The organism is Mycobacterium sp. PO1 (assembly GCF_017312405.1).
Lineage (GTDB): Bacteria > Actinomycetota > Actinomycetes > Mycobacteriales > Mycobacteriaceae > Mycobacterium.
In genome coordinates this window covers 151,499-172,184 of sequence record NZ_BLTG01000018.1, presented here as the reverse complement: position 1 = coordinate 172,184, position 20,686 = coordinate 151,499, and the positions used below count along the sequence as shown (strand labels likewise).

Annotated in this window: 23 protein-coding genes; 10 read left to right on the top strand and 13 right to left on the bottom strand. The window is 70.5% G+C overall.

Annotated features, from left to right (window positions below):
* Window positions 1-68: 68 nt before the first annotated feature.
* From J3476_RS08555 to J3476_RS08545, 3 genes are read left to right on the top strand one after another with little or no spacing between them, the layout of a single operon-like run.
* Window positions 69-734: a glycosyltransferase family 2 protein gene (locus J3476_RS08555; RefSeq protein WP_207066053.1), complete on the top strand. Its 666-nt coding sequence runs from the start codon at window positions 69-71 to the stop codon at window positions 732-734.
* A complete protein-coding gene (locus J3476_RS08550; RefSeq protein WP_207066052.1) occupies window positions 731-1,396 on the top strand; it encodes a DUF2064 domain-containing protein in 666 nt (221 codons plus the stop codon). Before J3476_RS08555 ends, J3476_RS08550 begins: the two co-directional genes overlap by 4 nt.
* Window positions 1,396-2,025 (top strand): class I SAM-dependent methyltransferase, encoded by a 630-nt coding sequence (locus tag J3476_RS08545; RefSeq protein ID WP_207066051.1) that lies wholly within the window; start codon window positions 1,396-1,398, stop codon window positions 2,023-2,025. The genes J3476_RS08550 and J3476_RS08545 overlap by 1 nt, the downstream gene beginning before the upstream one ends.
* 3 nt (window positions 2,026-2,028) lie before the next feature.
* Here J3476_RS08545 and J3476_RS08540 read toward each other — a convergent pair whose 3' ends face one another.
* The 3 genes from J3476_RS08540 to menE all read right to left on the bottom strand — a co-directional run bounded on the left by J3476_RS08540 (window position 2,029) and on the right by menE (window position 5,374).
* Window positions 2,029-3,384, bottom strand: a complete 1,356-nt coding sequence (locus J3476_RS08540; protein ID WP_207066050.1) for a hypothetical protein — start codon at window positions 3,382-3,384, stop codon at window positions 2,029-2,031.
* 193 nt (window positions 3,385-3,577) lie between these two features.
* The gene (locus J3476_RS08535; RefSeq protein WP_207066049.1) at window positions 3,578-4,192 is read right to left on the bottom strand and encodes a pyridoxamine 5'-phosphate oxidase family protein; all 615 of its coding nucleotides are present in this window, start codon (window positions 4,190-4,192) and stop codon (window positions 3,578-3,580) included.
* A gap of 39 nt (window positions 4,193-4,231) precedes the next feature.
* Entirely contained in the window at window positions 4,232-5,374 is a 1,143-nt protein-coding gene (gene menE, locus J3476_RS08530) for an o-succinylbenzoate--CoA ligase (RefSeq protein ID WP_207066084.1), read from the bottom strand.
* Between the two features lie 217 nt (window positions 5,375-5,591).
* Here menE and J3476_RS08525 point away from each other — a divergent pair, with 217 nt between their 5' ends.
* Window positions 5,592-5,903, top strand: a complete 312-nt coding sequence (locus tag J3476_RS08525) for a DUF3349 domain-containing protein (protein WP_207066048.1) — start codon at window positions 5,592-5,594, stop codon at window positions 5,901-5,903.
* 4 nt (window positions 5,904-5,907) lie between these two features.
* Here J3476_RS08525 and J3476_RS08520 read toward each other — a convergent pair whose 3' ends face one another.
* The 6 genes from J3476_RS08520 to J3476_RS08495 all read right to left on the bottom strand — a co-directional run bounded on the left by J3476_RS08520 (window position 5,908) and on the right by J3476_RS08495 (window position 10,940).
* Window positions 5,908-6,294, bottom strand: a complete 387-nt coding sequence (locus tag J3476_RS08520) for a VOC family protein (RefSeq protein ID WP_207066047.1) — start codon at window positions 6,292-6,294, stop codon at window positions 5,908-5,910.
* Window positions 6,295-6,323: 29 nt separating this feature from the next.
* The gene (locus J3476_RS08515) at window positions 6,324-7,859 is read right to left on the bottom strand and encodes a long-chain-fatty-acid--CoA ligase (RefSeq protein ID WP_207066046.1); all 1,536 of its coding nucleotides are present in this window, start codon (window positions 7,857-7,859) and stop codon (window positions 6,324-6,326) included.
* 5 nt (window positions 7,860-7,864) lie between these two features.
* On the bottom strand, window positions 7,865-8,752 hold the full coding sequence (locus J3476_RS08510; protein WP_207066045.1) for an SDR family oxidoreductase: 888 nt from the start codon (window positions 8,750-8,752) through the stop codon (window positions 7,865-7,867).
* 66 nt (window positions 8,753-8,818) lie between these two features.
* Window positions 8,819-9,730 (bottom strand): 1,4-dihydroxy-2-naphthoyl-CoA synthase, encoded by a 912-nt coding sequence (locus J3476_RS08505; protein WP_207066083.1) that lies wholly within the window; start codon window positions 9,728-9,730, stop codon window positions 8,819-8,821.
* 25 nt (window positions 9,731-9,755) lie between these two features.
* Window positions 9,756-10,196, bottom strand: a complete 441-nt coding sequence (locus J3476_RS08500; RefSeq protein ID WP_207066044.1) for a nitroreductase family deazaflavin-dependent oxidoreductase — start codon at window positions 10,194-10,196, stop codon at window positions 9,756-9,758.
* An 18-nt stretch (window positions 10,197-10,214) separates the two neighbouring features.
* Window positions 10,215-10,940: an HAD family hydrolase gene (locus J3476_RS08495; protein WP_286182761.1), complete on the bottom strand. Its 726-nt coding sequence runs from the start codon at window positions 10,938-10,940 to the stop codon at window positions 10,215-10,217.
* A gap of 61 nt (window positions 10,941-11,001) precedes the next feature.
* Between J3476_RS08495 and J3476_RS08490 the strand changes: the two genes are divergently transcribed.
* Genes J3476_RS08490 through J3476_RS08475 form a run of 4 tightly spaced genes read left to right on the top strand, consistent with a single transcriptional unit; the run spans window position 11,002 to window position 14,064 of the window.
* Complete coding sequence (locus tag J3476_RS08490) at window positions 11,002-11,748, top strand: glycosyltransferase family 2 protein (protein WP_207066043.1); 747 nt, start codon at window positions 11,002-11,004, stop codon at window positions 11,746-11,748.
* Window positions 11,745-12,680, top strand: coding sequence for an acyl-CoA dehydrogenase (locus J3476_RS08485; RefSeq protein WP_207066042.1), 936 nt, complete (start codon window positions 11,745-11,747; stop codon window positions 12,678-12,680). Before J3476_RS08490 ends, J3476_RS08485 begins: the two co-directional genes overlap by 4 nt.
* Window positions 12,677-13,444, top strand: coding sequence for a PIG-L deacetylase family protein (locus tag J3476_RS08480; RefSeq protein ID WP_207066041.1), 768 nt, complete (start codon window positions 12,677-12,679; stop codon window positions 13,442-13,444). Before J3476_RS08485 ends, J3476_RS08480 begins: the two co-directional genes overlap by 4 nt.
* Window positions 13,445-13,476: 32 nt before the next feature.
* Window positions 13,477-14,064 (top strand): class I SAM-dependent methyltransferase, encoded by a 588-nt coding sequence (locus tag J3476_RS08475; protein ID WP_207066040.1) that lies wholly within the window; start codon window positions 13,477-13,479, stop codon window positions 14,062-14,064.
* On the opposite strand, the gene J3476_RS08470 is transcribed toward J3476_RS08475, so the two are convergent.
* Both J3476_RS08470 and J3476_RS08465 read right to left on the bottom strand, forming a co-directional pair.
* Window positions 14,061-15,269 carry an RNA polymerase sigma factor gene (locus tag J3476_RS08470; RefSeq protein WP_207066081.1) on the bottom strand — a complete coding sequence of 403 codons (1,209 nt, stop codon included), beginning with the start codon at window positions 15,267-15,269 and terminating at the stop codon, window positions 14,061-14,063. The genes J3476_RS08475 and J3476_RS08470 overlap by 4 nt on opposite strands.
* 75 nt (window positions 15,270-15,344) lie before the next feature.
* Window positions 15,345-16,556, bottom strand: a complete 1,212-nt coding sequence (locus J3476_RS08465) for an MFS transporter (RefSeq protein ID WP_286182772.1) — start codon at window positions 16,554-16,556, stop codon at window positions 15,345-15,347.
* Between the two features lie 67 nt (window positions 16,557-16,623).
* On the opposite strand from J3476_RS08465, the gene J3476_RS08460 reads away from it, so the two are divergent.
* Entirely contained in the window at window positions 16,624-17,295 is a 672-nt protein-coding gene (locus J3476_RS08460) for a FadR/GntR family transcriptional regulator (protein ID WP_207066038.1), read from the top strand.
* Window positions 17,296-17,350: 55 nt separating this feature from the next.
* On the opposite strand, the gene fadD8 is transcribed toward J3476_RS08460, so the two are convergent.
* Together fadD8 and J3476_RS08450 are read right to left on the bottom strand one after the other, a co-directional pair.
* On the bottom strand, window positions 17,351-18,958 hold the full coding sequence (gene fadD8, locus J3476_RS08455; RefSeq protein ID WP_207066037.1) for a fatty-acid--CoA ligase FadD8: 1,608 nt from the start codon (window positions 18,956-18,958) through the stop codon (window positions 17,351-17,353).
* Between the two features lie 113 nt (window positions 18,959-19,071).
* A complete protein-coding gene (locus J3476_RS08450; RefSeq protein WP_207066036.1) occupies window positions 19,072-19,491 on the bottom strand; it encodes a YciI family protein in 420 nt (139 codons plus the stop codon).
* 308 nt (window positions 19,492-19,799) lie between these two features.
* Here J3476_RS08450 and J3476_RS08445 point away from each other — a divergent pair, with 308 nt between their 5' ends.
* Entirely contained in the window at window positions 19,800-20,684 is an 885-nt protein-coding gene (locus tag J3476_RS08445; RefSeq protein ID WP_286182759.1) for an ABC transporter permease, read from the top strand.
* The last annotated feature ends 2 nt before the right edge of the window (window positions 20,685-20,686 follow it).

Genomic DNA, 20,686 nt, shown 5'->3' with positions numbered 1-20,686 from the left:
GGAATTGTCAGGCTTGCACCTCGGTTGGTGGTCGCGGTGGAAAGAGGTCTGCAATAGGTTAGGTGGCTATGTCTCAACGGCCTGACCGGCCTGTCACGGTGGTGCTGCCCTGCCTCAACGAGGCGGCGTCGCTTCCCGGAGTGCTCGCGGACCTCCCCGATGGGTACAGAGCACTCGTGGTCGACAACAACAGCACAGACGGAACCGCCGAGGTGGCCCGCAGCCACGGCGCCGAGGTGGTCGCCGAGCGCAGGCCCGGATACGGCGCGGCCGTGCACGCCGGCGTGGTCGCGGCGACGACGCCGATCGTGGCGGTGCTCGACGCCGACGGGTCGCTGGACCCCCGCGAGCTGCCCGCCCTGGTCGACGACGTCGAGGACGGCGCGGACATGGCGATCGGACGGCGCCGGGCGGTGCCCGGGCTGAAATGGCCGTGGCACGCCCGGCTGGGCACCGCGGCGGTGTGCTGGCGGCTGCGGACGCGTCACGGGCTGGCGGTCCACGACATCGCGCCGATGCGGGTGTCCCGCCGCGACGCGCTGCTGGCGCTCGGGGTCACCGACCGCCGGTCGGGTTATCCGCTGGAGCTGTTGGTGCGGGCGGCGCAGGCCGGGTGGACGGTGACCGAACGTGACGTCGCGTACGGCGCGCGGACGGGGGGGACCTCGAAGGTCAGTGGTTCGGTGAAGGGCAGCGCCATCGCCGCCTGGGACTTCTGGAAAGTGATCTCGTGATCGAAGCGAGCGTTCTGGTGGTCGCCAAGGCGCCGGTCGCCGGACTGGCCAAGACGAGGCTGGCCGCCTCGGTGGGGGACCCGACAGCCGCCGACATCGCCGCGGCGGCCCTGCTCGACACCTTGGCTGCGGTCGCCGCGACGCCGGTGACGGCGCGCGTCGTGGCGTTCACCGGCGACCTGGACCAGGCCCATCGTGCCGATGAGATCCGTTCTCGGCTGGCAGATTTCGTCGTCATCGAACAGCGCGGAGCCGACTTCGCGGCGCGGTTGGCCAATGCTCACGCCGATACCGCGGCGGCGACGTCGGGGCTGCCGGTGGTGCAGATCGGGATGGATACCCCGCAGGTCACCGCCGAACTGCTGGGTCGGTGTGCGACGGGTCTGGCCGACGCCGACGCGGTGCTGGGCATGGCGCGCGACGGCGGCTGGTGGGTACTGGGCGTCACCGATGCCGCCGCCGCCGAATGCCTGCGTGACGTGCCGATGTCGGCACCCGACACCGGTGAGCTGACCCTGAAAGCGCTGCAGCACAGCGGGCTCGGTGTAGAACTGGTCGATGAACTGACCGATGTGGACACCATCGACGACGTCGTCGCCGTGCGTGCGGCCTGTTCACCCGGGTCGCTGTTCCGCCGGGTCACCGAAGAGGCGGGGATCTGATGTTCGGGCAGCTCTACGACCGCGCGCTCGGCGGGGAACGGTGCTGGGTGCGCCACGACGACGGCCGGGTGGGCCGGTTGCCGGTCGGCAGCTGGCTGGGTGGCCGCAGCGCCGACACCGTCTTCGACGAGGCCATCGTCGCTCTCTGTCAGGGGCCGACCATCGATTTGGGTTGCGGCCCTGGACGCTTGGTGGCCCACCTGATCGAGCGGGGAGTTCCCGCCCTGGGCGTGGACGTGTCGGCGACCGCGATCGACCTGGCCCGCCGCAGCGGCGCCCCGGCGTTGCGTCGCGACGTCTTCGACCCGCTGCCCGGCACCGGGCGCTGGCAGACCGTGCTGCTGGCCGACGGCAACGTCGGCCTCGGCGGTGACCCGGAGCGGATTCTGCGTCGCGCCGGTGAGCTGTTGCGCCGCGGCGGCCGATGTATCGCCGAATTCGATTCGGCGACAACGGGAATCAACGTCAGCTGGGTGCGCCTGGAATCGCAGGAGACGATCGGCCCCTGGTTCCGCTGGGCGTCGGTGGGAATCGACTGCGTCCCCGCGCTCGCCGCCCGGGTGGGTCTGGCGGTGGCCGACGTCCACCCCATCGGGCAGCGCGTCGTGGCCAGCCTGGTGGCCCGCTGACCGCTACCAGTTGGTCAGGATGAAGTGGTTCAGGGCCAGCGCACCGATGACGTTGAGCGCCAGCCAGAACCGTAGCGACGGCCGGGGCAGCAGTGCCGTTGCCGCCACCAGCCACACCGTGAACGGCAACCAGATCCGTTCGGTCTCGGCCTTGCTCAGCCGCGACAGGTCGGCGAACAGGATCGCCAACAGCGCGGCGAGCACCAGCAGGTGCAGCCCGGAGCGACGTTTGACCGCCGCGAGGTCGAACGCGCGGGCCAGTGCGGCGACGCTGCCCAACCCGATCGCACACACCGTCGAGGCGAGGTTGGCCCACCCCCAGTACTGGAACGGCCGGTCGTTCGCGATCCCCTGCCAGTAACGCTCCTGCACCAGCACATACCCGTCGAACCACCAGAACCCCGCCAGCGCGAACACCCCGACCACGGCCAGCGCGGCCAGGACTGCCGGCGCGAGCGCCGTCAGGGCGGCCCGCCAGGTTGCGGCGCTGAGGAGCACGGCGACGGCGGGCAGCGCGATCAGCCCCAGGCCGTAGTTGAGGAAGATGCCCCAGCTGAGCAGCAGCCCGGCACCCACCGCGGCCAGCCACGGGAGCCGCACCCGGGCGGTCACCGCCAGCGCCAGAAGCGTGATCCCCCACGCGGCGACACCGGCGAAGTACCCGTCGGCGGACACCGCGATCCAGATCGCCGACGGTGCCACCGCGACGAACGGGGCGGCCGTGCGTGCGGCGTCCTCGTCGGCCAGTGCGCGGACGGTGACGACGATCGCCGCGGCGATGCTGGATCCGACCAGCAGGCACAGCAGCCCGGCCCAGGCGCCGCCGCTCAACCCGATCCGGTCGAGCCACACGAAGGTCAGCAGCGCCCCCGGCGGGTGCCCGGAGACGTGGGTGATCCATGAGTCCGGTTGGTAGTCGATGATCCGGTCGGCGAACGTGCGGACCGCCTCGCCGACGTCGGTGACCGACGGCACCTGGCGCAGATACTCGTGGCGGGCTTCGAGGCGGCCGGCGAAGCCGCGCTGCCAGCCGTCGATCATCGCCAGGCTGAACGCCCATGCGCAGGACGTCGCCCACGCCACCCACGGCAGCGCCCGCCAGGGCAGCCGCCGGGCCAGCGTCGGGCCCCACAACACCGCGGCGACGCCGATGGCGATCGCCGGGACGGTGCCGGGCCCGACGTGCGCGTTCCACCAGCCGAAGATCGGCGCGGTGTCGGCGAAGCTGCGGAAACGTTGGGGGGAAGCGTTGATCAGCGGGGTGACGATGCCCAGGTCGAGACGCGGCACGACGAACGCTGCCACGACGAGCACCACGGCGGCACTGACCGCCACCGCCTCTCTGCGACCGATTCGCACCCCACCATCTTGGCCGAGCGCGCGTGTCCGCCCGCGACAGGCCGTCCGATTCTGCGCATTCACGCGCGTTCGCCGGTGCCCTCGCAGGGTTCTGACCAGCCTGTGCGCGCCGCCGGCAGGTCAGACATCGGTAACGGTCGGGCGTTCGATACAGCACGAGCGCGGGCGCTCAGTACAGCACGAGCGCGGGCGCTCAATACAACATCGAGCGCATGTTCTCCTCGCTGAAGTAGCGCTCGAGCTCCTCGAGGCTCATGTCGGTGCGCATCGCCTTGGCCATCTGCGCGACGCTGGGCACCGCGGTCGGGTCCCAGCGCTGCGGATCCCAGGCGTCCGACCGCAGAAACGCCTTCGCGCAGTGGAAGAACACCTCCTCGACGGCGATCTCCAGCGCCAGGATGGGGCGCTTGCCCTGCACGACCATCGCGTCGAAGTAGTCGGCGTCGGACAGGATGCGGGCGCGGCCGTTGATCCGCAGCGTGTCCCCGCGCCCGGGGATGACGAACAGCGTCCCGACCTGCGGGCGCTGCAGAACGTTGAGGTAGCCGTCGACGCGCTTGTTGCCCGGCCGCTCGGGGATGGCGATCGTCAGGTCGTCGAGGACGTGCACGAAGCCGGGCGGATCCCCTTTGGGGGACACGTCGACGCGGCCCTGCGCGTCGGTGGTCGCGACGAACCCGAGTGGCGAGTGCGCCAGCCACAGCCGGTGCGCGCCCGACAACCGATCGGTCACCTTCTTGGCCACCGCCTCCACGGGGTGCCCGACGATGGCACGCAGCTCGTCGACCGTGGTCACCTCGTTGCTCATCGCCCGATTATCCGTCCGCCGGGGTGATCTGTGGGCCCTTCATCCCTCGGCCAGCCGGCGCAGCGCGCGGCGGTCCACCTTGCCGATGCCGCGCCGCGGCAGCGCGTCCAGCACGTGCAGTTCGCGCGGGGCGGCGGTGCGGTCCAGGGTCTGCGCGGCATGGGTGCGCAGCTCGTCGAGCGTCACGGCCGCGCCGGGTTCGAGCACCACGGCGGCCACCACGCGCTGCCCGAGCCGCTCGTCGGGCACGCCGAACACCGCGCACTCGGCCACCGCCGGATGGCTCAGCACCGCGGTCTCGACGAGGCCGGGCAGCACCGTCAGACCACCGGTGCTGATCGCGTCATCGCTGCGGCCGGCGACGGTGAGCACGCCGGCGGCGTCGACGGCGCCGACGTCGTCGGTGCGGAACCAGCCCGGTTCGGCGAACGGGTCCGGCGTGACCGGGTTGCGGTAGCCGGCCGCCACGGTCGCGCCGCCCAGCCAGATGCGGGCCTGCGGATCCACCCGCACCTGCACACCGGGCAGCGCGACCCCGTCGTAGACGCATCCGCCGGCGGTCTCGCTCATGCCGTAGGTCCGGATGACGCGGACACCGGCGGCGGCCGCGCGTTCGCCGACCGTCGCGGGCATCGGTCCGCCGCCGATCAGCACCGCATCGAGGTCGGCGAGCGCCTCGGCGGCCCGGCGGTCGCGCACTGCCTTGTCCAGTTGGGCCGCCACCAGCGAGGCGTATCGGCGGCCCGAACCCAGCGCCGCGACGGCGCCGGGCAGCTCGGCGGGGTCGAACGCCGGGTCGAGGGCGACCGGTTCGGTGCCCGCGATGACGCTGCGGACCAGCACCTGGAACCCGGCCACGTGGTAGGCGGGCAGCGCGAGTAGCCAGCGGCCGCCGCCGCCGAGTCGGGTGTGGGTGGCGGTGGCGCTGGCGTGCAACGCCGACGACGTCAGCTGTGCGCCCTTGGGGGTGCCGGTGGTCCCCGACGTGGACAGCACCACCGCGACGGCGTCGTCGATCTCGTCGCCGGCGCGCAACGCCGTTGTCAGCGCGGCGCTTTGGCCGGGGTCGTCGGCCGGCACCGGCAGGACCGCGGCACCGCCGGACAGGATGTCGTCGACGACGCTCAGCGTCGCCGCGGCGGCGGCGCCTGACCGGATCTCGACGGGGCGCAGAATGGCGATGGTGGTGCCCTCCTGTCGTCGTCGCAGAACCCGGTGGTTCCGCAGCGGCCGATGGTAGTCGAACCGGCTGGACGGAGGCCGGGCCAATGCGGTCCTGCCGCCGGGTGGCGGGCGGGTGAACACCTCACTCCTGCGACGTGAAGTGCCTCGTCGCAACGGTTTTCGCCGCGGTGGAGGTCTGGCGGAATTCGTGCGTCCGGGTCAGAATCAACACGCTATGTCTTCGAAGGTCATCGACAGGGTGCTGGTCCTGTTGGCTCAGGGCTACCCGCAGGGCATCCCGCGGCAGGACTACTTCCCGCTGCTGGCGTTGCTGACCCGCTCGCTGGCCGAGGACGAGGTGGTGGCGATCGCGCAGATGGTGTTGCGCGGCAGCGGATCCGACGGGGACGCTGAAACGGCGTCGGTGCCGGAGATCCGGGCGGCCATTCACGTGGTGACCGAGACGGAGCTGACGGGCGAGGAGATCGATCGGGTCGCCACCCGGCTGTCGGCAGCCGGCTGGCCCCTCGCAGCGCCTGCGCGCTGAACGGTCAGCCGCGGGTGTCGCGGCGCAGCGGGTGATCGTCGGGGACCTGCACGAAGATCAACGTCACGCCGTCGGGGTCGCTGACGTGCATCTCGTGCAGCCCCCAGGGTTCGCGACGGGCTTCCCGGGCGATGTCGACACCGCGGTCGCGCAGCTCGTCCTGGGTGGCGGCGAGGTCGCGCACCTGTAACCACAGGGCGCCGGGGAACGGTGGCGTCCCGGCGGCGGGGCTGCCGTGTCCGGCCAGTTCGATCAGCGACTGCCCGGCATGGAACACCGTGCCTCCGCCGTATTCGCGGGCGATCGCCAGGCCCAGCGCGTCCCGGTAGAACGTCAGGGACTTCTGGTAGTCGGCCGGCCGGAGCAACACCCGGCTGGCCAGAATCTCCATGCCGTCGTTCCTATCACGGTCGGCGCGGGTCAACCGATCCGGCGGTCGGTTCCCGCCCAGTACGGCTCGCGGATCGCGCGTTTGAGCAGCTTGCCGCTCGGGTTGCGGGGCAGCGCCGCGACGAAGTCGACGCTCTTGGGCAGCTTGAATCCACCCAGGCGGGTGCGGGCGTAGGCGATGACGTCCTCGGCGCTCAGCTCGGCACCGGGGCTGGCCACGATCACCGCCTTGACCGCCTCGCCCCACCGCTCGTCGGGCACCCCGATGACGGCGGCATCGGCGACCCCGGGGTGGGTCATCAACACGTTCTCCACCTCGGCGGGGTACACGTTCTCCCCACCGGAGACGATCATGTCCTTGAGCCGGTCGTGCAGGTAGAGGTAGCCGTCGGCGAGGTAGCCGGCGTCGCCGGTGCGCAACCACCCGTCGGGATGCAGTGCGGCGGCGGTGGCGTCGGGGTTGTTCCAGTAGCCGAGCATGTTCTGCGCGGAGCGGGTCCACACCTCGCCCACGGCGCCCGGGGCGACGTCGCTGCCGTCGGGGGCCACGATGCGGATCTGCACCCAGGGGTAGGGCTTGCCGCACGAGCGCAGCAGGTGGGCGACGTGGTCGGCGCCGTCGAGCTGGGTGACCGACCCGGTCGTCTCGGTCATGCCGTACACCTGGGCGAACACGCTGCCGAAGCGGTCGATGCCGCGCAGCAGCACGTCGTCGCTGATCGGGGAGGCGCCGTAGACCACGATCCGCAGGTCGGCGAAGCTGGTGTGCGGCGGATCGTCGCGTTCGAGAAGCGACGCGATGACGGCCGGCACCAGCAGCAGGTTGGTGACGCCGTGGCGCGCGACCGAGTCGAGGATCGCGGCGGGGTCGACGTCGCGGAGCACGACGACGGCGCCGCCGTGCCACAGCCCGGCCAGCGCCCAGCCCGAGCCGGCCATGTGGAACAGCGGCATCACCGCCAGCGTGACCGCGTCGGCGTCCATCCGCCACGGCCCCTCCACCCCGGCGCATTTGCAGCGGTAGTTGGCGTTGCCGAGCATCACCCCTTTAGGTGCGCCCGTGGTGCCGGAGGTGTACATCAAGAACACCAGGTCGTCGGGCCCGGTGACCACGCCGGGGTCGCGGGCGGGGTGGCCGGCCACCCACGAATCGAAGGACGGCCAGCGGTCGTGCCCGCCGATCGCGACGACGCCGGCCTCCAGACCGTCTTCGACGGCTTCCAGATGCCCGACGAAGTCGGCGCCGACGATCACCAGGGCCGCGCCCGCGTCGTCGATGATCTGGCGCATCTCGGGGGCGGCGAGTCGCCAGTTCACCGGGACCGCAACGGCCCCGAGCTTGGCCAGCCCGAACACGACGTCGAAGAACTCGGCGCCGTTGCGCTCGACGAACGCGACCCGGTCACCGGACCCCACGCCCGCCGCGGCCAACGCCTGTGCCACCCGGCTGGACCGCTGGTCGAGCTCGCCGAAGGTGATGGTGTGGTCGCCGACGATCAACGCGGGCGCGTCCGGCCGGTCGCGGCCGTGGACGCGAACCACGTCGGCGAGCGTCGTGATACCCATGCCGCTCAGCTCTTGGGCTGCATGCGCTGCCGCTTCATCAGCGTGTCGACGACCGCCGGCGCCACGCTGTTGACCGCGGCGGCGGTGACCGCGACGCGGGGCGCGATGCTGACGGGGCGGTGCCGGGCGGCGGTGACGATCCACCCGGCGGCTTCGTCCGCTGACAGCCCCGGCAGTCCGTCGTAGGCCCGCGTCGGGGCGATCATCGGGGTTTTGACCAGCGGGTAGTACAGCGTCGTGGAATGCACGCCGTCGTCGCCCCACTCGGTTTCGATGATGCGGCTGACCGACGACAGCGCGGCCTTGGAGGCGTTGTACACCCCGAACAGCGGCGGCGATTCGGTTTTGACGCCCCATGTCGCGACGTTGATGACGTGCCCGTCGCCGCGTTCGCGCATCCCCGGGCACAGGCCGCGGATCAACCGCAGCGGCCCGTAGTAGTTCAGTGCGATCGTGCGCTCGACGTCGTGCCAGCGCTCCAGCGACTCGGCCAGCGGGCGCCGAATGGAGCGTCCGGCGTTGTTGACCAGGATGTCGATGCCGCCGAGTTCGGCCTCGACCTCGGCAACGAGCCCGTCGATGGCCGCCATGTCGGCCAGGTCGCAGACGTGCGCGCTGGCCTGGCCGCCGCCGGCGCGGATGCGCTCGACGACGCCCTCGAGGAGGTCGCTGCGCCGCGCGACCACGACGACCACCGCGCCGCGGCGGGCCAGTTGCTCGGCGGCGGCCTCGCCGATGCCCGACGACGCGCCGGTGATCAGCACCCGCTTGCCGGTCAGGTCCACGACCTCGCGGTTGGGCCGATACTGCAGCAGCGTCGGAAGGATCGGTGGCCGCATACCGGTCAGCACGACCTGCTCGGCCAGCCGCCGCAGCGGGTTTCTGCTCGTCACATCACGTCCTCTCGTGAATCGGGCGCGTTTGGCGACGCTCGGTGTCGCCGAACGCGCCGGATTCGCTCAGAAGTAGCGGGGGAACGGGGTCCAGTCGGGGTCGCGCTTCTCCAGGAACGCGTCGCGTCCCTCGACCGCCTCGTCGGTCATGTAGGCCAGCCGGGTGGCCTCGCCGGCGAACATCTGCTGGCCGACCAGACCGTCGTCGAGCAGGTTGAACGCGTACTTGAGCATCCGGATCGCCTGTGGGGACTTACCGTTGATCTCCGCCGCCCACTGCAGCGCAACGTTTTCCAGCTCGGCGTGCTCGACCACCTCGTTCACCGCGCCCATCGCGTGCATCTGCTCGGCGGTGTAGGCGCGGCCCAGGAAGAAGATCTCCCGGGAGAACTTCTGCCCCGTCTGGCGGGCCAGGTAGGCGCTGCCGTAGCCGCCGTCGAAGCTGCCCACGTCGGCGTCGGTCTGTTTGAACCGGGCATGCTCGCGCGAGGCCAGCGTCAGGTCGCACACCACGTGCAACGAATGCCCCCCACCGGCGGCCCAGCCGTTCACCAGGCAGATGACCGGCTTGGGCATGAACCGGATCAGGCGCTGGACCTCCAGGATGTGCAGCCGCCCGGCCCGCGCGGGGTCCACGGTCTCGGCGGTGTCCCCGGAGGCGTACTGGTAGCCCGACCGGCCGCGGATGCGTTGGTCGCCACCCGAGCAGAACGCCCAGCCACCGTCCTTCGGGGACGGCCCGTTGCCGGTCAGCAGCACCACCCCGACGTCGGACGACATCCGGGCGTTGTCGAGCACCCGGTAGAGCTCGTCGACGGTGTGCGGGCGAAACGCGTTACGCACCTCGGGTCGGTCGAAGGCCACCCGCACCGTCGGCTGTCGCGTCCCGTCGGCGACCTGGCGGTGGTAGGTGATGTCGGTCAGGTCGTCGAAACCGGCGACCGGTTCCCACCGGGCCGCGTCGAACGGGTTGCTCATGGGGTGCGCTGACTCGGTCACGGGGTCAAACGTTATCGAAGCGGAACACCGAGCAGCGCCCGGCCAGCGCCTCGAACTCGTCGGGGTTCGGCCCGGTCACCAGTCCGGCGTTCTTCATGAACCCGACCCCGGTGGGGACCAGGACCGGGAACTGCCGCAGCAGCGGACGGGCCTGCTCGGCGCTGAGCTCGACCATGCGCACCGGCTGACGCACCTTGCCGCGCACGAGGACGGCGTCGGGGTTGGCCTGGGCGTTGCGCACCCAGTCCGCGCCGGGAAAGCCGCCGACGACGTAGCGGTGTCCGTCGACCTCGAACGGCGTGATCGGTGTCGACCGTGGTTGCCCGGACTTGCGGCCGGTGACCGTGAGCACCATCGGCCCGTCCGTGATCAGGCCGAGCCGGGTCGCGGCCATCAGCACCTTGTTCATCGGTTTGAGCCACCACGGCGGCTTCGGGTCGGCCATACCGCAGAACCTACGCGCTCACACCTGCAGGCCGTGGGCCCACAGCGCGGCGATCAGCCCGTCGCGCCGCTCCCGGGTGGGCAGCGGGTCGACCAACGCGAAGCGGCACCCCAGCGCGCGGGCCCCGCCGTCGGCTTCGTCACTGTCACCGACCATCAGGGCACGATCGGCGGTGACCCCGAGCCGGTCGAGGGCGGTCTGGAAGATCACCGGGTCCGGTTTGACGGCACCGACCTCGAATGACAGCACGAACTCGTCGACGCCGCCGTCCAGCGGGTCGAACGCCGGCCGCAGATCGAAGGCGATGTTCGACACCACGGCGGTCTTGACGCCGCGCCGTCGCAGTCCGGCCAGCGCGGGCGCGGTATCCGGGTAGGGCGTCCAGCAGGACGGGTCGATCACGTGCGCATAGAGCGCCTCCGCGTGGTGATGGGCCAGCCCGGATTCGCGCAGCACGTGCAGATACGCCTCCCGGTGCAGGTGCGGCGCGAGATCCCGGTTGATCCAGGCCTCGAGCGCCTCGGGCGTCATCGACACCGACCGGCCGGTGGGCGCGGTGAGCCGGCGCATCAGCTCGGCCTGCACGTGTCCGTCGACCTCGCGGCTCTGCGCCGGGCTGAGGCTGCTGTCGAGCTCCATCCCGGCGAACCAGCTGTCGTCCTCCTCGAGCCGGAACAGCGTGCCGGAGAAGTCGAACAGCACCGCCTCGATCGGCGGCGAGGTCTCGGGCCGATGGTCAGTCACGGGCGCTCACTCCTCCATCGTGCCAGGTGTGAAACATGCGCTGCGCGGCTACATAAGCCCCATGACAGCGCCTGAATCGGCTCTGCGGCAGACCGTGGTCGTGGTGCCGGCGCACAACGAGATCGCGCATCTGCCCCAGTGCCTGCGTGCGTTGACCACGGCCGCACTGTGCACGCCCACCCCGGTGACGATCGTCGTGGTCCTGGATTCCTGCGACGACGGCAGCGAGCGCCTAGCTGCGCGCTACGGGCTGGACGTGCACTTCGTCTCCGTCGACGCCGGCAATGTCGGTGCGGCTCGCGCCGCCGGGTTCGACTACGCGCGCTCCCTGGATGACGACGGCAGCTCGCCGGAGGCGACCTGGTACGCCACCACCGACGCCGACAGTGTCGTCGACGCGGACTGGCTGTTGCGCATGACCGATGTGCAGCGCCACGGCGGTGCCGACATGGTGCTGGGTGTGGTCCGGGTGCCCGTGTGGCGCAACTTCCCCGCCACGGTGGCGCGCCGTTACCTGCGCGCCTATCGGGGCGGCGGGGCCGGTCACGATCACGTCCACGGCGCCAACATGGGTTTTCGCGCCGACGCGTACTGGCAGGTGGGTGGTTTCCGGGCGTTGGCCACCGGCGAGGACGTCGAGCTCGTCAGCCGATTCGAGGCCGCCGGGTTGCGGATCGACCGCGACGCGCAGCTGTCGGTGGCGACCTCGGACCGCCGAGAGGGCCGCGCGCCCAGCGGTTTCGCCCAGCATCTGCGCTCGCTGTCGGGCTCGGGTACCGACCACAATGCGTCAGGGGCCGCGTCGTGAATGCCGGTGTGGTCAGGCAGTGGATCAAGTCGGGTGCACTGGATCTGCCGCTGCCCGGCGGGGGTGCCACCGCCACCCGCTGGCGCCGGCTGGCCGAACTGGCCGAGACGGACGTGACCGCCGGCCGGCTCGCCGAAGCCCACCTCGACGCCGTGGCCATCCTGGCCGAGCTCGACGGGCCGACGCCGCAGCCCGGCCAGTGGTGGGGCGTGTGGGCCGCCGAGTCCGGGAACGCGGTGCTGTCGGCACGCGAGCACGGCGCTGCGGCCATGCTGGACGGCACCAAGGTGTGGTGTTCGGGCGCTGCGCTGTGCACTCACGCGTTGGTGACCGCGAGGTTGCCGTCCGGGGAGCGTGCGCTGTTCGCCGTCGACCTGCACGCCCACGGCGTGCGGCCGTTGCCCAGCACGTGGCGCAACGCCGGGATGGCCGAATCCGACACCCGCTCCGTGCAATTCACCTCGACGCCGGCGGTGCAGGTGGGGCGGCCGGGCGAGTACCTGAGCCGGCCGGGGTTCTGGCACGGGGCCGCCGGGGTGGCGGCCTGCTGGGTGGGCGGCGCCCGCGCCGTCGCCGCGCCGCTGTATGCGCGTGCCGACGGTGCCGACGCGCACGCGCTGGCCCACCTGGGTGCGGTGGACGCCGCGCTGGCCGCCGCCGACGCCACGCTGACATCGGTGGCCGACGAGTTCGATGCGGACCCGTTGAACCGTAAGGGCCGTGCCGAGTTGCTGGCCCGCCGCGCCCGCGCCGTCGCCGAGACCGCCGTGGAGGAAGCGCTCACGCGGACCGGACGTGCCCTGGGTCCCGGACCGCTGTCGATGGACGGCGGGCACGCTGCTCGGGTGGCCGACCTGGCGATCTACGTGCGGCAGAGCCACGCCGAGCGGGATCTCGCACGACTGGGCGAATTGGCAGGGGCGACAGCGTGACCGCAGCGTTCGTGAGCAACTCGGCGCGCCTCGCGGCCCGGCCGTTGACGTGCGGGGGCACGCCGACGCACCAGTGGCTGAACGCCGCGTGGGACGCCTCGCCCCTCGACCTGAGTGATTGTCCGGAGATCGTGGTGGCCGGCGCACACCCCGACGACGAGACGCTGGGCTTCGGTGCGACGGCCTCGCTACTCGCCGCTGCCGGGGTGCGGGTGCAGATCGTGTCGGCCAGCGACGGCGGCGCGGCGTACGCGAGTCAGTCTGTTCTGCAGCGCTATCGGCTCGAGCGCACCCGGCGTGCCGAACTGCACCGGGCGGCAAGGGTTCTGGGCGTCGCCCCGCCGATCTGCCTGGGACTGTCCGACGGTGAGATCGCCGAGCACGAGCACCGTCTGACGGATCTGCTCACCGAGATCCTGGCGGCGAAGCCGCCCGGCACCTGGTGCGCGGCAACGTGGCGCGGCGACGGTCATCCCGACCACGAGGCCGTGGGCCGGGCGGCGGCCGTGGCAGCCGGCCGCACCGGGGCGGTGCTGGTGGAATACCCGGTGTGGATGTGGCACTGGGCTCGACCCGGCGACGACGCCGTACCCTGGCAGCGCATGTCCACCGCGCCGGTGGATGCGGCGGCCACCGAGCGGAAACGGCTGGCGGCGCAGAGCTTCCGCAGCCAGTTCCTGCCGCCGACGCCTGACGATCCCCCCGTTCTGCCGCCCGCGGTGCTGCACCGGCTGCTGGCCGTCGGTGAGGTGGTCTTCCGCTGAGTTCCCGGCTTCCCGACAGCTTCTTCGACCGCATGTATGCGCAGGCGGCCGATCCGTGGCAGCTGCAGCATCGCTGGTACGAGCGGCGCAAGTACGCGATCACCACCGCGATGCTGCCGTATGAGCGGTACCGCAACGCGTTCGAACCGGGCTGCTCGGTCGGAGTACTGACCGAGCAGCTGGCCGGGCGTTGTGATCACGTCGTCAGCACCGACGTCAGCGTCGCGGCGTTGGACGCCACCCACGCGCGCCTGGTCGCCGCGGGGCTGCGCGACCGGGTCACGCTCATGCGCGGATCGCTCGATCAGCCTTGGCCTTCAGGGCCTTTCGACCTCGTGATGCTGTCGGAAGTGTGTTACTACCTGCAGCCGGAAACCCTGCGCGCGGTGCTGGACCACGAGGTCCCGCGGTTGTCGGCGGCGGCCACGGTCGTCGCCGCGCACTGGCGCCATCGGGTCGAGGAGTACCCGATGTCGGGCGACCGGGCCAACGAGATCATCGCCGCCACCGCAGGTCTGCATCACCTGGGCCGCTACCAGGACGCCGATGTCGTCATCGACGTGTTCGACCGGTCCGGCGCCGCGTCGGTGGCCGCCCGCACCGCGGTGCCGGGCGCCTAGCCGACCCTGGCGCGGGCGGCTTTGGCCATCAGGACGTCTCGTTCCCGGTCATTGTCGGCCAGCGCCGCAGCGCGGTCGAACTCGTCGGCCGCCTCGGCGTGACGACCGAGGCGTCGCAGCAGTTCGGCCCGCACACCCGGGAGCGCGTGCAAGCCGTCGAGTCCGTCGAGGTGATCGACGATGTCCAGCGCGGCCTGCGGTCCGTTCTCGGGGTCGGCCATGGCCACTGCCACGGCGCGATTGAGCGCCACGACCGGTGAGGTCGTCAGACCCAACAGCGCGTCGTAGAGCATCACGATGCGGTGCCAGTCGGTGTCGGCGGTGCTCGGTGCGATGGCATGGCCTTCGGCCAGCGCCGCCTGCAACGCATAGGGGCCCCACCCAGAACCGCGGCGGTGCAGCGCTTGTGCTGCGGCGCCCAGGGCGGTCACGCCGCGTTGTATCTGTGCGCGGTCCCACCGCGTCCGGTCCTGGTCCTCGAGGAGGATCGGCGCACCCTCGTCGTCGACCCGGGCGCGCAACCGGGAGGACTGGAACTCCATCAGTGCCACGAGCCCGTGCACTTCGGCCTCGTCGGGGGCCAGCGCAGTCAGTACCCGACCCAGGCGCAACGCCTCCGCGCACAGCTCCTCGCGGAACCAGTGCCGACCCGTGGACGCCGCATAGCCCTCGTTGAAGATCAGGTAGATGACGCTGAGCACCGTCGACATCCGGTGCGGCCATTCGGGTCGGTCCGGTACCTCGAATGCCACCCCGGCCAGGGACTTCTTGGCGCGGACGATGCGTTGGGCGATGGTCGCTTTCGGGACCAGGAACGCCTTGGCGATCTCGTCGGTGCTCAGTCCGCCGACCACCCGCAGGGTCAGCGCCACCCGGCTCTCCGGGGTGAGTACGGGGTGAGCCGCCATGAACATCAGCCGCAGTACGTCGTCGTCGATGCGGTCGGGGTCCCACGCCTCGTCGACATGGTCGGCCAACTCACGGGCCAGCAGCGCATACTTGGCGTCCAGGTTGCCCTGACGCCGCCACTGGTCGACTGCCTTGCGTTTGGCGACCGTCGTCAGCCAGGCGCCCGGATTGCGGGGGACCCCGGTGCGGGGCCACTGATCGAGGGCATCCACGAGGGCTTCCTGGGCGAGGTCTTCAGCCCGGCCGACCTCACCGACCGCGCGCGTCAACGTGGCGACGATCTTGGCGGCCTCCATGCGCCACACCGCGGCCACCGTCTCGCGCACGTCGGTGGGGGACACGGTCACCCCGTCATTCTGCCCGGCGGCACCTCAGACGAAGCGCGGCCGCCCCGCCAGCACCCCGGCCGCGATCTGCACCAGGTAGACGGCCAGGAACATCAGCCACGGCACCGTCCAGCCGTGGGAGACGTCGTGCAGCAACCCGAACAGGAACGGGCCGGTCCCGGCGATCAGATAACCGAGTCCCTGCGCCATCCCGGACAGCTGCGCAGTGTCGGTCGGCGTGCGGGCACGCAGCGCGATGACGGTGAGCGCCATGGCGAATGCGCCCATGCCTGCGCCGATCAGCACGCTCCACAGCACCGGCTGCGCGGCCGGCGCCACCATCAGCCCGATCGCTCCGGCCACGCCCAGCACTCCGAGCCCGGCGATCGCGCCGCTCTGGCTGGTGCGGCGCGCGGCCAGCGGTGCGATCACCAGCGCCACCGGCACCCCGATCAACGAGGTCAGCCCGACCAGCAGCCCGGCGTCCATCTTGTCCACGCCATTGTCGATGAACACCTCGGGCAGCCAGCCCATCACGATGTACGCCATGAACGCCTGGCAGCCGAAGAACAGGGTGACCGTCCAGGCCAACCGGTTACGGAGAAGAGAGCGGCGTTCGCCGCGGGGAATGGCCACCGGCGTCCAGGCGCTGCGGTGCCGACGCGCGGCCGGCATCCAGACCACGAACGCGACGAAGGCGACCACCGCCCAGACCGCCAGCGCGCTGCGCCAGCCACCGAGGGGCTCCTCCAGGCCGGGAGTGACCGCCGAACCCAGCGCCCCTCCGCCCTGCAGCGCGGCGGTGTAGATGCCCGTCATCAGGCCGACCCGGGTGGGGAAGGAGCCCTTGATGACGACCGGAATCAGCACGTTGACCAGGGCGATACCTGCGCACGCGACCAGCGTCGCGCCGATCACGAGGTGCGCGCCGTCGACGACCCGGACCGCGAGGCCGACGGTCAGCGCGACCATCGCGGCAGAGACCGTGCGGCCCAGACCGATCCGCGACGACAACCAGGGCGCAGCCAGGCCGGCCGCCGCGAAGCACAACGCGGGCAGGGTGGTCAAAAGGCCCGCCCACGTAGCGGTCACCCCCAGGTCGGTGCGCATGTCACCGAGCAGCGGTGCGACGCTGGTGACGGCCGGGCGCAGATTCAAGGCGGTCAGGATCACCGCCACCGCCAGCAGCACGCCCCCTGCGATCGTCGGGGCCCGATCTGAGGCCGGCGAAGCGGCGTCGGCCGCCTTGGCGTCGATGTCCTGCTTCGGGCTGCTCACCTTGCTAGAGTGCCATACATCCCATGATTGGACGAAAGGGTATTTTGTGCCGTTGAGCACTGCGCGCCGCACCGGGTTGGTCGACCAGGTCATCGAACAGCTGCGCCATGCAGTCGCCGTCGGGGAGTGGGCCGTCGGTGAGCGCATCCCCAACGAGGCCGTGCTGGTCGAAACTCTGGGGGTGGGCCGCAACACCGTCCGCGAGGCGGTCCGTGCCCTGGCGCACGCCGGCCTGCTGGAGGTGCGCCAGGGGGACGGCACCTATGTCCGCGCCACGAGTGAGGTGTCGGGTGCGCTGCGCCGGCTCTGCGGCGCCGAACTGCGCGACGTCCTTCAGGTACGGCGCGGCCTGGAAGTCGAGGCCGCGCGCCTGGCCGCGGCCCACCGCACCGACGACGACCTCGCCGTCCTGCGCGAATTGTTGCTCCGCCGCGACGACTGCATGGCGGCCGGCGACACCGACGAATTCGCCCGCGCCGATGCCGAATTCCACCTCGCCGTGGTCGCGAGCTCACACAACGCGATGCTGCTCGAGCTCTACCGCGGGCTGATGGAGGCCATCACCGCCAGCGTCGCCACCACCCACGAGAAGCCCGTGGAGATCGTCGATCACGGCCTGTTGCTCGACCACATCGCGGCCGGCGACGTCGAGCAGGCGGCCCGCACCGCGGGCGCGCTGCTCGACGGGATCCTGGCCGGCCTGGCGAGCGGCTGCTAGCTCAGCCGACTCCTGTTGAATCTTCGGCTCAGCCGACTCCTGCTGAATTGTCGGCTCAGCCGACCGAACGTCCCGTGCCTTCCCAGAACTGCTTCCGCACGGCCTTCTTGTCCGGCTTGCCCAGCGCCGTGATCGGCACCGAATCGACGACGACCACCTGCTTGGGCGACTGGACCGGGCCTTTGCGTTCCTTGACCGCGGCCTGGATCTCGGCGGTCATCGTCGCCACCGCGGCTTCGTCGGACGCGGCGTCGGGACGCAGGACCACCACCGCGGTCACCGCCTCACCCCACTTCTCGTCGGGCGTTCCGATCACACACACCTGGGCGACCGAGGGATGCTCGGCCACAACGTCTTCGACCTCGCGGGGGAAGACGTTGAACCCGCCGGTGACGATCATGTCCTTGGTGCGGTCGACGATGTAGTAGAAGCCGTCCTCGTCTTCGCGGGCCAGGTCTCCGGTGTGCATCCAGCCGTCTTTGAAGGTCTCGGCCGTCGCGTCGGGCAGGTTCCAGTATCCGCCCGACAGCAGCGGCCCTGACACGCAGATCTCGCCGACCTCACCCTGGGGTACCGGCTGGCCGTCGTCGCCGAGCAACGCCACCCGCGCGAACAGCGTGGGCCGCCCGCAGGACGTCAGCCGCTTCTCGTCGTGGTCCTTCTTGGCCAGGTAGGTGATCACCATCGGCGCCTCGGACTGCCCGTAGTACTGCGCGAAGATGGGCCCGAACCGGCGGATCGCCTCCTTCAGCCGCACCGGGTTCATCGCCGACGCGCCGTAGTACACCGTCTCCAGCGACGACAGGTCGCGGGTGTGAGAGTCGGGATGATCCATCAGCGCATAGATCATCGACGGCACCAGCATCGTCGCGGTGATCTTCTGCTCCTCGATCACCTTGAGCACCTCGGCCGGATCGAACTTGGTCATCACCCGCAGCTCGCCACCCTTGACGATGACCGGGGTGAAGAACGCCGCCCCGGCATGCGAGAGCGGGGTGCACATCAAGAACCGTGGGTTCTCCGGCCATTCCCACTCGGCCAGCTGCACGGTGGTCATCGTCGTGATCGACTGCGTCGTCCCCATCACGCCCTTGGGCTTTCCGGTGGTGCCGCCGGTGTAGGTCAGTCCGCCGATGTGATCGGGCGCCAGATCGGCCGCCGCCAGCGGCTTGGCCGGGTATTTCGCCGCCTCAGCTGTCAGATCGACCGCGGCCACCCCGCTGTCGGCGAGCTCCTGGGGGACGGGGCCGATGGTGAGCACCTGCTTGAGCGACGGCACCTTCTGCATCAATCCCAGCGCGCGTTCGACGAACATCGGCTGCGGATCGATGATCAGCGACGTCACCTCGGCATCGGACAGCACGTAGGCGTGATCGTCCAGGGAGCCAAGCGGATGCAGCGCCGTGCGGCGATACCCCTGAGTCTGTCCCGCACCGATGATCATCAGCACCTCGGGGCGGTTGAGCGAGAGCAGCCCGACCGCGGCACCGGTGCCGGCGCCGAGCGCTTCGAAGGCCTGGATGTACTGACTGATGCGGTCGGCCAGTTCGCCGCCGGTCATCGTGGTGTCCCCGAGGAACAGCACCGGCTTGTCCTTGTGGCGCTTGAGCGCGCCGACGGTCAGGTGGCCGGAGTGCAACGGATGGCGCAGCAAGTCACTCATGGCCTACAGACTAGAACGTGTTCCAATTTGAGTCATCGAGTGCTCGCAAATCCGCGATTTCGGCGCGGAAATCGCCGCTCAGAGACGACTTCCACGCCGAAATCGTCGGCACGCTACTTCCAGACGCCCTCTTTCTTCCACCGCAGCTCTTTCTGCACCCATTCGTTGTCCTGCGGGAACTCCTCGGTCTCGGTGATGCGGCGTACCTCGAGTCGTGCACCGGGGCCCAGCGGGCACTTCACCGCCCACTGCTTGGCTTCCTCGATCGACGACACCGCCAGCACCCAGAACCCGTTGAACAGCTCTTTGGCTTCGGTGTACGGACCATCGGTGACGACCGGGGTCTCGGAGTCGAAGTCGACGACGAAGCCGTCCTCGGGGCCGGCCAGGCCCTCGCCGGCCAGCAGGACGCCGGCCTTGATCAACTCCTCGTTGAAGCGGCCCATCGCCGCGATCACGTCCTCGAAGTCGACGTTCGCCATCGCTTCCTCTGCCGCGGGAGTCGAGCGCAGGATCAGCATGTAGCGGGTCATCGTGTCTCTCCTTCTGTTTTCGGGAAGGGGCCCGTACCAGTGTCGCGCCGGGGTGTTCCGGGGGCCCACGTCAACACGTCGAACGGCGTCGGCGGGAATCGACACGACGTGCCTGAGAATTTTTGGCAATCTTTGCCACATCGAGAAGTTAATGTGCATACTCATGTCCGACGGATGGTGAAGGTTGCGCGGGGACGTGAGAAGGGTTTTTGTCGCACACGTCATTTAGACCTACTGAACGTCGATATCCTGCACGAACAGGAACCAGAGAGATCGCCGATGCTGCCGATGCACCCAGCAATAAGTAAATGACGATTCAACAGAGTGCGAGTTCTTCTGGACAACCTTCGAGAGAGGCGGCACCCGACGCCGGCGTGCAGGAGATCACCGACTGGGCCGGTGGCTACGTCTCGCGGCACCCGCTGGCGTCGCTGACGACGGTCGGGGACCAGTTCGTCCTCGGAGTGCGGACGATCCAATATCTCATCATCGATCTGCTGACCGGGCGCTTCCAATGGCAGGAATTCATCCGGCAGGGCGCTTTCATGGCGGGCACCGCGGTGCTGCCGACCGTCCTGGTGGCGCTGCCGATCGGCGTGACGCTGTCGATCCAGTTCGCGTTGCTGGCCGGTCAGGTCGGCGCCACGTCGCTCGCCGGTGCCGCGAGCGGGCTGGCGGTGATCCGGCAGGCGGCGTCGCTGACGGCGGCGATCCTGATGGCCGCCGCCGTGGGCTCGGCGATCACCGCCGATCTCGGCTCGCGCAAGATGCGCGAGGAAACCGACGCCATGGAAGTGATGGGGGTGTCGGTGGTGCGCCGACTCGTCGTCCCCCGGTTCGCGGCCGCGGTCATGGTCGGTGTCGCCCTCACCGGCGTCGTCTGCTTCGTCGGCTTCCTGGCGAGCTACCTGTTCAACGTGTACTTCCAGAACGGCGCGCCGGGCAGCTTCGTCGCCACCTTCGCCGCCTTCGCCACGACGGGGGACATGATCGTGGCGCTGGTCAAGGCGGTCGTGTTCGGGGCCATCGTCGCCGTGGTGTCCTGTCAGAAAGGAATGTCGACGAAGGGTGGTCCGACCGGGGTGGCGAACTCGGTCAACGCCGCGGTGGTCGAATCGATCCTGGTGCTGATGGTGGTCAACGTCGCGATCAGCCAGCTCTACATCATGATGTTCCCGCGGGTGGGGCTGTAGAC

What these genes read in the sequence shown, in the direction of transcription:
- J3476_RS08555 (WP_207066053.1), top strand. Translation starts at nt 69, where the DNA reads ATGTCTCAACGGCCTGACCGGCCTGTCACGGTGGTGCTGCCCTGCCTC.
- J3476_RS08545 (WP_207066051.1), top strand. Translation starts at nt 1,396, where the DNA reads ATGTTCGGGCAGCTCTACGACCGCGCGCTCGGCGGGGAACGGTGCTGG.
- J3476_RS08535 (WP_207066049.1), bottom strand. Translation starts at nt 4,192, where the DNA reads ATGAGCAACGAGGTGACCACGGTCGACGAGCTGCGTGCCATCGTCGGG.
- J3476_RS08525 (WP_207066048.1), top strand. Translation starts at nt 5,592, where the DNA reads ATGTCTTCGAAGGTCATCGACAGGGTGCTGGTCCTGTTGGCTCAGGGC.
- J3476_RS08520 (WP_207066047.1), bottom strand. Translation starts at nt 6,294, where the DNA reads ATGGAGATTCTGGCCAGCCGGGTGTTGCTCCGGCCGGCCGACTACCAG.
- J3476_RS08515 (WP_207066046.1), bottom strand. Translation starts at nt 7,859, where the DNA reads ATGGGTATCACGACGCTCGCCGACGTGGTTCGCGTCCACGGCCGCGAC.
- J3476_RS08505 (WP_207066083.1), bottom strand. Translation starts at nt 9,730, where the DNA reads ATGAGCAACCCGTTCGACGCGGCCCGGTGGGAACCGGTCGCCGGTTTC.
- J3476_RS08500 (WP_207066044.1), bottom strand. Translation starts at nt 10,196, where the DNA reads ATGGCCGACCCGAAGCCGCCGTGGTGGCTCAAACCGATGAACAAGGTG.
- J3476_RS08490 (WP_207066043.1), top strand. Translation starts at nt 11,002, where the DNA reads ATGACAGCGCCTGAATCGGCTCTGCGGCAGACCGTGGTCGTGGTGCCG.
- J3476_RS08475 (WP_207066040.1), top strand. Translation starts at nt 13,477, where the DNA reads ATGTATGCGCAGGCGGCCGATCCGTGGCAGCTGCAGCATCGCTGGTAC.
- J3476_RS08470 (WP_207066081.1), bottom strand. Translation starts at nt 15,269, where the DNA reads ATGGAGGCCGCCAAGATCGTCGCCACGTTGACGCGCGCGGTCGGTGAG.
- fadD8 (WP_207066037.1), bottom strand. Translation starts at nt 18,958, where the DNA reads ATGAGTGACTTGCTGCGCCATCCGTTGCACTCCGGCCACCTGACCGTC.
- J3476_RS08450 (WP_207066036.1), bottom strand. Translation starts at nt 19,491, where the DNA reads ATGACCCGCTACATGCTGATCCTGCGCTCGACTCCCGCGGCAGAGGAA.
- J3476_RS08445 (WP_286182759.1), top strand. Translation starts at nt 19,800, where the DNA reads ATGACGATTCAACAGAGTGCGAGTTCTTCTGGACAACCTTCGAGAGAG.